This window comes from Nonomuraea sp. NPDC003707 (assembly GCF_053587055.1).
The window spans coordinates 303,596-313,764 of record NZ_JBSFNK010000013.1 but is presented as its reverse complement, the minus strand read 5'-3'; the positions used below and the strand labels follow the sequence as shown (position 1 = coordinate 313,764).

The 10,169-nt window shown below is 67.3% G+C and carries 12 protein-coding genes and 1 pseudogene; 9 read left to right on the top strand and 4 right to left on the bottom strand.

Annotated features, from left to right (window positions below; all coding sequences use genetic code 11):
• The 5 genes and pseudogenes from ACWDRB_RS32335 to ACWDRB_RS32315 all read left to right on the top strand — a co-directional run.
• Nucleotides 1-393: CPBP family glutamic-type intramembrane protease (locus tag ACWDRB_RS32335; RefSeq protein ID WP_449900075.1), on the top strand; the 393-nt coding region annotated here is incomplete at its 5' end.
• 133 nt (nucleotides 394-526) lie between these two features.
• Entirely contained in the window at nucleotides 527-799 is a 273-nt protein-coding gene (locus tag ACWDRB_RS32330; protein WP_449900073.1) for a hypothetical protein, read from the top strand.
• Between the two features lie 577 nt (nucleotides 800-1,376).
• Nucleotides 1,377-4,577 carry an AfsR/SARP family transcriptional regulator gene (locus ACWDRB_RS32325; protein WP_449900070.1) on the top strand — a complete coding sequence of 1,067 codons (3,201 nt, stop codon included), beginning with the start codon at nucleotides 1,377-1,379 and terminating at the stop codon, nucleotides 4,575-4,577.
• A gap of 104 nt (nucleotides 4,578-4,681) precedes the next feature.
• Nucleotides 4,682-4,936, top strand: coding sequence for a hypothetical protein (locus ACWDRB_RS32320; RefSeq protein WP_449900090.1), 255 nt, complete (start codon nucleotides 4,682-4,684; stop codon nucleotides 4,934-4,936).
• Nucleotides 4,858-5,211: pseudogene (locus ACWDRB_RS32315) on the top strand (golvesin C-terminal-like domain-containing protein); the annotation flags it as partial. The gene ACWDRB_RS32320 and the pseudogene ACWDRB_RS32315, both read left to right, overlap by 79 nt.
• Here the strand turns inward: ACWDRB_RS32315 and ACWDRB_RS32310 are convergent.
• Complete coding sequence (locus ACWDRB_RS32310) at nucleotides 5,139-5,333, bottom strand: hypothetical protein (protein WP_449900088.1); 195 nt, start codon at nucleotides 5,331-5,333, stop codon at nucleotides 5,139-5,141. The pseudogene ACWDRB_RS32315 and the gene ACWDRB_RS32310 sit on opposite strands and share 73 nt — an antisense overlap.
• Before the next feature lie 26 nt (nucleotides 5,334-5,359).
• On the opposite strand from ACWDRB_RS32310, the gene ACWDRB_RS32305 reads away from it, so the two are divergent.
• Nucleotides 5,360-5,599, top strand: coding sequence for a hypothetical protein (locus ACWDRB_RS32305; protein ID WP_449900086.1), 240 nt, complete (start codon nucleotides 5,360-5,362; stop codon nucleotides 5,597-5,599).
• A gap of 110 nt (nucleotides 5,600-5,709) precedes the next feature.
• Here ACWDRB_RS32305 and ACWDRB_RS32300 read toward each other — a convergent pair whose 3' ends face one another.
• Complete coding sequence (locus tag ACWDRB_RS32300; RefSeq protein ID WP_449900067.1) at nucleotides 5,710-6,225, bottom strand: hypothetical protein; 516 nt, start codon at nucleotides 6,223-6,225, stop codon at nucleotides 5,710-5,712.
• A gap of 688 nt (nucleotides 6,226-6,913) precedes the next feature.
• On the opposite strand from ACWDRB_RS32300, the gene ACWDRB_RS32295 reads away from it, so the two are divergent.
• Together ACWDRB_RS32295 and ACWDRB_RS32290 are read left to right on the top strand one after the other, a co-directional pair.
• Entirely contained in the window at nucleotides 6,914-7,297 is a 384-nt protein-coding gene (locus ACWDRB_RS32295; RefSeq protein WP_449900065.1) for a hypothetical protein, read from the top strand.
• Nucleotides 7,298-7,475: 178 nt separating this feature from the next.
• On the top strand, nucleotides 7,476-7,973 hold the full coding sequence (locus ACWDRB_RS32290; RefSeq protein WP_449900062.1) for an integrase core domain-containing protein: 498 nt from the start codon (nucleotides 7,476-7,478) through the stop codon (nucleotides 7,971-7,973).
• A gap of 200 nt (nucleotides 7,974-8,173) precedes the next feature.
• Here ACWDRB_RS32290 and ACWDRB_RS32285 read toward each other — a convergent pair whose 3' ends face one another.
• Together ACWDRB_RS32285 and ACWDRB_RS32280 are read right to left on the bottom strand one after the other, a co-directional pair.
• The gene (locus ACWDRB_RS32285) at nucleotides 8,174-9,148 is read right to left on the bottom strand and encodes a tyrosine-type recombinase/integrase (RefSeq protein WP_449900059.1); all 975 of its coding nucleotides are present in this window, start codon (nucleotides 9,146-9,148) and stop codon (nucleotides 8,174-8,176) included.
• Nucleotides 9,145-9,375 (bottom strand): hypothetical protein, encoded by a 231-nt coding sequence (locus ACWDRB_RS32280; RefSeq protein ID WP_449900057.1) that lies wholly within the window; start codon nucleotides 9,373-9,375, stop codon nucleotides 9,145-9,147. The genes ACWDRB_RS32285 and ACWDRB_RS32280 overlap by 4 nt, the downstream gene beginning before the upstream one ends.
• 263 nt (nucleotides 9,376-9,638) lie before the next feature.
• On the opposite strand from ACWDRB_RS32280, the gene ACWDRB_RS32275 reads away from it, so the two are divergent.
• The gene (locus tag ACWDRB_RS32275) at nucleotides 9,639-10,079 is read left to right on the top strand and encodes a hypothetical protein (RefSeq protein ID WP_449900055.1); all 441 of its coding nucleotides are present in this window, start codon (nucleotides 9,639-9,641) and stop codon (nucleotides 10,077-10,079) included.
• Nucleotides 10,080-10,169 lie beyond the last annotated feature (90 nt).

Here is a 10,169-nt window from a genome sequence, read left to right as displayed (position 1 = left end):
ACCTGGGTGGACTACCAGGGCGCCGGCCCCGACGGCACCGCCTACCTCCAGGGCTACCCGCAGGAGCTCGTGCTCACCACGCTGCTCATCTGCGCACCGTTCACCGGCTTCACCCTGCCCCTGCTCGAGGAGTACTACTTCCGCGGCTTCCTGCTGCCCCGCCTCCCGCAGCTCGGCAAGTGGGCCCCGTTGTTCAACACCTTCTTCTTCTCGGTGTACCACTTCTGGGCCCCTTGGACGGTCCTGTCGAAGCTCGTCTTCCTCTACCCGGGCGTCTGGCTCGCCTGGAAGAAGCAGGACATCCGCATCTCAATTGCCATGCACCCCGGCTCGGCGCTGCTGATGACCGTGGTGGGCGTCATCGCCCTCGCCTCCGGCGCCTACTCGATGTAGGACCGCCCGAAACGCGGTGGATAACTCTCCATCCCCAACGGGACACTCTCCCGATCTCCCCGAACCAGCAAGATCCAGGGTCTCAGGTGTCCAGCCCACGGGTGGAACGCCCGACGGGAAGTTCCCCGCCATCATGGACAAGATCCTCTCCGAGGCCGGCATCCAGACCGTACTCACCGGCATCCGGATGCCGCGGATGAATTCGCTCATGGAGCGGTGGGTGCGGTCATGCCGCCGTGAACTCCTCGACCGCTCCTTCTGTGGAACGAACGCCACCTGCAGCACGCTCTTCGCGAGTACGAACGGTTCTACAACCAGCACCGAGCCCACCAAGCCCTGGGCCAAGCGGCTCCGCCACGCACCGTCCCGGATCCGATCACGGTTCCCGGGCAAATCATCGACCTGAACATACGCCGAAAGACCAGCTCGGCGGTATCCTCCACGAGTACTCACATGCCGCTTGACCTGCACGGATAGAATTATCGGCAGGCGCAGGTCTACGGCGACCGGCGTCGCCCGGACGCCCGTACGCGGGGCGCCGCGCTCCCGGTCGTAGACCCGCTCTACGTGCCGGGCGTGGAGCCGGCCGATGAGCCCGTCGACTCCGAGCGCCCGCGCCTTCAACCGGCCGACCAGCCCCGCAATCGGCCCTCTCCGCCTAGGAACCCCTCCGCAGTGACCACCGACCGGGCAGACCCACCATCGAGCTCCCGACGAGACGCTGACCTGCGGTCACCCGCAGGGTGCACTCACGGTCGAGCAGGCTCGGGTTCACGCCGATCGACCCAGGCGATCATCGGCCGGCCGAGTCAAGGGGTCATGGCCAAGGGCCGCTCGCGGCTATCGCAGACCAGGCTCGTTCGGCACCGATGCCGTCGGGGGACCGAGGGGCCGGGCGAGAGAAGTTCGTGACCGCTTCTTCGCACAGTGGCCCACCGAAGGAGGCCGTTCAGGTTTACAGTGCGTCCAGCCAAGGGAGCACGATGAAATTTGGGATATTAGGTCCGCTGACGGTGTGGCGAGAGGGTGAGCAGCTCGATCTCGGCACGCCCAAGGCTCAGGTGCTGTTCGCGGTTCTGCTGTGCCAAGCGGGCAATCCTGTCTCGGAAGATCAACTGGCCGTGGCACTGTGGGGGAACACCCCTCCGAAGAGCGCCACCAAGAATGTGCAGACCTACGTCCACCGGCTCAGGCGGCACCTGGGCGACCCGGCTCGCGTCGTACGGCAGGGCTCCGGCTATCTGGTGCCGGTGGCCGGGGACGAGCTGGACGCGGCGAGGTTCGAGCACCTGGCCGGCTCAGGGCAGGCGGTGGAGGCCGCCGGTGAGCCGGAGGAGGCGACCCACCGCCTGCGCGAGGCGCTGAGTCTCTGGCGCGGGCCCGCGTTCGTCGGCATGACCGATGTCCCGGTGCTGGCCGCGGAGGCCTCGCGGCTGGACGAGGTCCGCCTGTCGGTCCTGCAGTCGCGGATCGCCGTGGACCTGAGGCTGGGATGCCACGCCGGGCTGCTGGGCGAGCTGACCGCGCTCACCAGGGAATACCCACTGCGCGAGCGGCTGCGCGCGCAGCTGATGCTGGCGCTGTACCGCTGTGGCCGGCGGGCGGACGCGCTCGCCGAATACGCGCGGGCCCGCAAGACCTTGATCGAGGAGACCGGTCTGGACCCGGCCGACGAGCTGCACGACATGCATCAGAGAATTCTCACCGAGGACCCCTCGCTCGACCTCGTTCCTCGCTTCACGGCGACGATCACGAGCTCCCCCGTGGGACCGAGCCCGTACACGCAGGCGCACCGTGACCTTGCCGCGCGCCTGCCGGACGAACCGGGCATCGAGCCGAGCGAGGAGGCGCGGCACGCGCACCCGCGTGCCCTGTCCGCCGACGGTCCCGTCCATGCCACGGCCCCGATGCCTGAACCTCAAGCGGCCCCCACCCCCGCCGAGTTGCCGCCGGACATCGCGGATTTCACGGGCAGGGACGGCGAGGTGGCAGATCTCACTGAGGTCCTCACCAAGCCACGGCCGGGCACGGTCGCCATGGCCAGCATCGCGGGTCTGGGGGGCCTGGGTAAGACCACGCTCGCCGTGCACGTCGCGCACCGGATCGCGGATCGTTTTCTCGACGGCCAGCTCTATGCGGACCTGCGCGGCGCCTCCGCCGAGCCTGCCCGCCCGGAGGATGTGCTCGGCCGGTTCCTGTTCGCGCTGGGCATCAGCGCCACCGGCATACCCGAATCCCTGGAAGAACGCGTGGCGCTTTACCGGAGCTGCCTGGCCGGACGCAGAATCCTCATCCTGCTCGACAACGTCGCCGGGGAGGAGCAGGTCCGGCCGCTCCTGCCCGGGGCTCCCGGCACGGCCGTGCTCCTCACCGGACGTGTCCGGCTGGTCGGTCTCGAGGGCGCGAGCCTGCTGGAACTCGACGTCTTGCCGTCGGCCCAGGCCATGGGCCTGCTGAGAAGGATCGTCGGCGACGAGCGCGTCCAGGACGACCCGGATGCGGCTCTGGAGATCACCCGGTTGTGCGGCCGGGTGCCGCTGGCGGTCCGCATCTCGGCGGCCAGGCTCCTCGGCAGAAGGCAGTGGAGTCTGGCCCACCTCGCCGGCGTCCTCGGGGAGGAGCGGTACCGGCTGGACGAACTCGTGGCGGGCGACCTCGACATCCGCGCGGGATTCGAGATGAGCTACCGGATGCTTCCCGCGGGCGCGCAGCGGGCCTTCCGGCTGGCCGGACTGCTCGACGCGCCCGATTTCGCCTCCTGGGCGGTGGCGGCCCTCCTGGACGTGCCGGTACGGCAGGCGGAACACGAGATCGAAACCCTGGTCGACGCTCATCTGCTAAACCTCACCGGGACGGATGAGACGGGCAGGCTCAGGTATCGGTTCCACGACCTGATCCGGTTGTACGCGCGTGAGCGGGCGCAGCGCGAGGATGGCGAACCCGAGCGCCAGGCCGCGCTCGGGCGGGCCCTGGGTGCGTGGCTGGCGCTGGCGGAGGTCGCGGCGGAGCACGTCCCGGGCCCCTGCTACGCACTCATGCACAGCTGTGCGCCGCGCTGGCGACTGCCTGCGGCGGTCTCCGGCCCGCTGCTGGCCGACCCGATGGCCTGGTTCGGCGCGGAGCACGCCGCGCTGATGGCGGGGGTCGCCCAAGCATGCGAGGCGCGCCTGACCCAACTCGCGTGGGACCTCGCGGGGTCCACCGAGACGTACCTCAACGTGCGCGGCGTGTATGACGGCTGGCAGCGCATGCACGAGCAGGCGCTCGCGCTCTGCCGTGAGACCGGCGACAAGCGCGGCGAGGCCGTGCTGATGCGCGGCCTCCTGGAGGTCACCACCTGGAGCTCACCGGCGGGCCCAGGACCGGCGATGACACGGATGCGGGCCGGCGCTTCGCAGCTCCTCGACCTGTTCACCATGCTGAACGATCCGGTCGGAATGGCCGACGCCTTGGCGACCCTGGCCTGGAGCATGACGGCCGACGGGAACGGTGGTGCGCAAGCGCTCGCCCTGGCGGAGCGCGCTCTGCGGACGGCCGCCGACGCGGACTACCTCGGTGGCCAGGCGCGGGCCTATCACGTGATGGCGATCATCCACGGCGAGGACGACCCTCAGGGGGCGCTCACGGTCCTGGAGCAGGCGACGAAGGTTGCCGAGGTGCTCGGCAACCCTCACTACACCACGACGGTCGCCCAGTTCCTCGGCGCGGCGAAATCGTTCTGCGGTGACACCACGGGCGGCCAGGAGCTGCTGGAGAGCTCCTTGGAAATGGCGCGGCGGTTGAACTACCGCTATCTGGAGACGTTCTCGCTGCTCTATCTCTCGAAGCTGTTTTTCGCGGTCGGGGACGAGCGGGCCAGGGCGACCGCCGAACTGACGCTGGCCCACAGCGAGGCCGGAAACTTCGGCCATTATCTCGCCGACGCGCTGAGCGTTCTCGGACAGATAGACCTGGCCGCAGGAGACGTGCCCGCCGCCATCGCCACCCTCGAACGCTCGGTCCGGGTGTGGCGAACCCGCGGCTCGATCCCGTACCTGGCGCGGACGCTCCGCGCGCTCGGCGACGCCCACGGCGCCGCCGGCGGCCACAGCACGGCCAGAGCCGTCTGGGAAGAGGCCCGCGAACTGTTCCGCGGAATCTCGCACCAGGACGGCGTGAGAACGCTGGACGCCCGGCTCAGGTGAAGGGCGACCGGGCTCTTCTGCGGCACGCCGCCATGGACGGCCGCCGCGCAACACCACTGCAGGGCGTCCCTCGCCGCCCTCCGAGACACCGTGAGGGGCGGCCGGTGCACCGTGGACGGCGCTCAACCCCCGGCACGGGCAGAGAGAGCGGGCACCGGCACTCCGGCGGCACGGTCACGGTCGTCAGCGAGCCTACGGCCCGCGGCGGCGCCCGCGCGGTGTTCACCCCGGCCGCGACCGGCGACCACCCGGAGTACCGCCTCGCCGTCCCCGTGGCACCGTGCGGCTCACCCCTGGCCGACACACCCTGCTCTTCGCCCTGGCCGGCGGTGGCCGGAGCATCCCACTGGACGAGCTGAGCCTGATCCAGGCGCCGGGCCCGGCGGACGTCAACGAGGACATCACGGTCGACAACAGCGCGCTCGGGTACCTGGTGATCTCCGGCGCCTGGCCCTCGGGCACCGGCGTGGCCGGCTTTTACGGTGGCAACCACGCCTCCCATGCGCCCGGCGACGGCACCGCCACGGTCCGTCGGCGACCGTCCCCGCCGGCCGACGCCCGTTACGAGGTGAAGGTCTCCTGCACCGCCGCCTTGAACCGCTCCCGCACCGCCGCGGGCAGCACGCGGGTCCCGGTGAACCAGGCCGTCCGCGGCGTGCCCGACACCCGTGGCGGCGAGTGGGTGTCCCTGGGACATCCCCCTTCACCGCAGGCCTCGGCGGCGCGGTGGAGCTCAGCGACGCCGCCGACGGCCACGTCGTCGCAGACGCCGTGCGCTTCTCGTGCCGCGACTGAAGCCGCTGATCGCGATCATCGGGCTGTGGGCGCTGTGCCTGGTCGCCCTTGCCTACGTCGGCGACCTCACCTCGGCGGTGATCGTGTTCTGCCTGGGCGGCCTGGTGTGGGCGCCGTTCACGTCTGTCGCCTACGGCTTCCTGCAGTCGTGTGTCGAGCCGGAGGAGCAGCAGCAGGTCCTCACGCTCTGGACGACCGGCTCGACGCCGGCGCGGGCCGGCCGCTGATCGAGCCGACCGGAGCACCGGAGGCTGGTTCTCTCCGGTGCTCGGACCATGCCACTGCCTCCGGTCGCAGCTCTCACCGTACTCAGAAAAGGTCAGCCTGAGGAGTGAGCTCAGCGCCTCGCGATGTTGTACTGGATGGTGTACTGCCGCGCTCCGCAGCAGTTGGGGTTACTCGGGTTGGGAGTCCGGATCCAGAGCTGCCCGAGGTTTCTGCTGCCGCTGTGTACTCTGACCGTCCTCATGACCGAATATGCATTGGAGTCGCCGTCGCACATGATGCCACCCCGCTGGGCCTCCCAGTTGTTCGCGTTCGCGAAGTAAAGGTCCGGATTAATGCATGCGCCCCTGGGGAAACCGTTCTCGCGGATCACGATCGACCGCAACCGCGCAGACGTGGGGGACCTGTAGGCCCAGGTGGCGGTCACCTTGATCGGGTAACTCCGGCCGCGGCTGTCCTTGACTGTGACATGGGTGATCACGGACTGGACCGGCCTGACGCGCTTGACGTAGCTTATTTTTTCGCTGGGCGAGGCGTGCGCAGCGGGCGCCATGAGTAACCCGGCTCCGAGGGTGGCGGTGAGAGCCACTCCAATCGCGGGAACCCGGAGTCGCGTGAGGGGTCGCACTGATTCTCCTTCATCATTCAAGGCATTCCTGGACAGACGATCATCTAACCGGTCGGAAGACAATATTGAGGAGCGCGGTCAGCCCGAAGAGTAAGCGTCGAACCGGGTGGAGGTGGAGCCGACCGGCCGTATCTCGGTGCCGTCCCGGCAGCGTCGCCAGCCAAAACGCCGGGAGCGGACACAACGCCTGCGATTCTCTTCCGCTTGCCGGTCGTTGCAGTTCCTTCCCTTCCAGACGTTTTTCGATTTACGCCGACCAACTCTATACGACCTCGGTATATCCAGGGAATATGGCCGGCATACGGGCTCTGGATCTCGCCGGAACCTGATCTCGGCTGGATTTTATGAATGCTTCAACATCCATGCTTCCCACCACTCCGGAAGTCGTGCGGGTGGTGGACTACTTCAGGGATCACACTCGGACGAGTTCAACGCCAACCAAAATCAAAGTCTGCTGTACGAATGATTTCGGCAGGAATGCGCTCGGAGGCCGTCAAGGGAGTCTGACGGGAACATGATGCGTACTGTATTAGCGGGGGTCTGTCCAGTGAACGGCGTGCGCCGTGAGGCGCTGTGATTTGAGTGGAGGTGGGAGACCTTCGCCTACGTGTACCGCTTCATAAGTCATCGCAGGGTGCTTGATCTGCGGCTTTGACCTGTGGAGGTGGCACGGGCAAGATCGCGGCTTGTGTCGGTTCGTCTGCTGTATCTGATCGTGGTTCGGGTGTTCGGCTGGCTGGCGTTGCTGGGACGTGGTCAGGCGTCCAAGGACGTCGAGCTCATGGTGCTCCGGCATGAGGTGGCCGTATTGAAGCGCCAGGTCGCCCGGCCGAAGCCGGACTGGGCTGATCAGGCGATCCTGTCAGCGTTGGCCCGCTTCTTGCCGACGGTGCTGCGGGCTCATCGGCTTGTCACCCCGGGCACGTTGCTGGCCTGGCATCGTCGTTTGATCAAACGCTCTTGGACCTATCCTCACCGCTGGCCGTCCCGCGACGAGCACGAACGTTCGGGACCTGGTCGTCCGCCCGGCACGCGAGAATCCGACGTGGGGGTATCGGCGCGTACACGGTGAAGTGGTTCGGCTCGGCATTCAGCTCAGCGAAGCGACCGTACGGCGGATCCTGCGGGCCCGCCGGTCCGGTCCGGCTCCGCGAACCATCGACACTTCCTGGCGGGCGTTCCTACGCCTGCAAGCGAAAGGGCTACTGGCCTGCGACTCCTTCCACGTTGACACGATCTCCTTGACGCGCTTGTACATCTTGTTCGTGATTGAGGTGGCGACGCGGCGTGTGCACGTCGTGGGCGTGACCGCCAACCCAACGGGCACGTGGACGGCTCAGCGGGCCCGCAATCTGCTCATGGACTTCGGGGAGAGGGCCGGCTCGTTCCGGTTCCTCATTCGCGACCGGGACGCCAAGTTCACCGCCGCCTTCGATGAGATCTTCACCAGCGAGGGCATCACGGTGATGAGAACGCCGCCGCGGACGCCTCGAGCCAACTGCTACGCCGAACGTTGGGTTCGTACCGTACGTGCCGAATGCACCGACCGCATGCTGATCTACGACGAACGGCACCTTCGATCAGTCCTGGACGAGTACACCGACCATTACAACAGGCATCGACCACACCAGTCCCGCCAGCAACGCCCACCTGATCACGACAAACGGGTCGTCGTGCCGATGGAAGGTCGGATCAAGCGTCGAAGAGTGCTCGGCGGAGTGATCAACGAGTATCACAGAGCCGCCTAGCTGATCCAGAGAAACGCCAGCTCAGACCATGTGTCTGGGTTTTGAAGCGGTACACGGCACCGCCCCGGTCGACGCCGCCGAGCACGCACTTCTCCACGCCTTGTCTTTGCTCAGGCTCACGCTGAAGACCGTGAGCGAGGCTGCGGCCAGCAGCGGGGAAGGGAGCCGGTGGCCTGTTCGCGACGGGTCACCGGCTCTCGTCATTCGATCGCCGACGCGACCAGCTGGGAAGGATCTCTTTCCAATTGGTTCGCCGTGTGCAGATACAGCATCGTCGTGTTCAGGTCTTCGTGGCCGAGGGCCTCCTTGATGTCGTTCGGCGACGCGCCCAGGTCCTTCGCGATCGACGCCCACGTATGCCGCAGCACATGCGGGGTCACCTTCGCCTGGATCCCAGCCTGGCGGGCGATCCGCTCGACCAGCTTCGACGCCGACGACCGGTAGAAGCGGCCGTCCGTGTCCGTCACGAAGATCCGCCCCGACAGCTCGGCCACCTCGACGCCGGCGCGGCGCGCCCGGTCCTCCAGGTACCGGTCCAGCGCATACCCGGTCTCCACCGGCAGACGCCTGATATTCGGCTTGTCGCCCTTGCCGACGATCCGCAGCGTCCGCGCCCCGCGCGCATATCCGAGCGCGCCCAGCTCGGCCGCGACCGCCTCCTCGATCCGGATCCCGGTGTGCACCAGGACCCGGACGAATGCCGCGGTGCGCAGCCTGGCCGGCCCGAAGTCGGCGTCGGCCGCCGCGACCAGGTCGTGAGCCTCGTCTCGAGTCAACGCGGTCGTCTCGGAGTGGTTACGCGGCACCTTCGGCCTGCGGGTGCCCTTGAGGTGGTTGACCTCGATGACGTCCTCGTACGCCAGGTAGTCGTACCACGACGACACCGCCGAGATCCGCCGCGCCATCGTCTTCGCGGGGATCGGTGCCCCGGCCTGCAGCTCAAGCCACCGCTTGTAGACGTCACCGTGCCTCTTGCGCGCCTTCAACGGGTCAAGCCCGGTCTCGGTGCAGAACGCGAACCACCGCGTGATCTCGCGCCGGTAGGCATCACGCGTATTCGGCGAGTCGTACGACAGCAGCCACGCCATCGTCGCGTCCTGGGCGAAGCCGAGCAGAGACGGCGGGAAGACGAGCCCGCCAGCCCCGCTCGGCTGGCGAATCAGCTCGGCGGTCATGCGCTGACCGTGGGGTCAGTGAGCGTCAACTCAAGCATGGGACCGCCGGGAGCCTGCACCTGGTAGCGAACCTCGCCGCGATGGACCAGTTGCGCCAGCACGACGCGGAACTCAGCTTCGGGGCCGGTGAAGAGGTCGGCGAGCTTGGCGGCGCACTTGGCAAGGTGAGGCGGAGGCGCCGAGGGGGGATGGTCGCCGTCGGGATGCGGGATGCGGTCTTCGCTCATGACCGTCTCTTTCGCGAGGGGTTGGCCCTCACAACGATAGCAAACGATCTATGGTCATAAGCTGGATTATGACCACCTGTTAATGATCTCGAGTTTAGCTCACAGAACGTCGCATTTACATCACTCCGCCGCCCTCCTACATCGGGCTGCGGTCCAATAGAGGCGTATCTGCAGAGGAGCCTCCACCGGCGAACTCGTCTTTAGTCAAACAGCGGTCATCGCTACGGTCCGGTGAGCGCCCCCCGATCGTCACAGGAGTGCCGATGTCCGGTCTGTCCGACATCCTCATTCAGCTCGCCATCGGCGTGGTCCCGCTCGGCATCGCATATCTGGCATTCAGGGCTGCCACCGAAGCCAAATTCAAGGCGACGCTTGAGAAGGCGGCCGAGGATCCCGCTCAAGCTCTCCGCGACCAGATCGCCTCGGTGGACAAAGCCTTCACCGAGGCTACCCGGCTCATGGACAATCTTCGGCGGGAGTTCGAAGCTCAAGAAGCAGCACGGGATGCCCTCATCGCCCAGGCCCAGGAGCAGCAGCGACTGCTGGAGGTGAACGAGGAGCAGGCCGAGAAGATTCGGCAGATCCTTGTCGGCGAGACGAAGGCCACCATCCGGGCCGAGCGGCACCAGCAGTGGATGTTCTTCGCTCTGGGCGTGGTCGTGTCGATTCCGATCGGCATCATGATCAACTTGTTCGTGCCCTAATCATGAGACCTGATGCGGCAAGCCGACGTTCCGGATTTTGGGGGTGTACCTCCCTCGGCGCGTGCGCGTGGTCTGGCGTCGGCCCCCGCA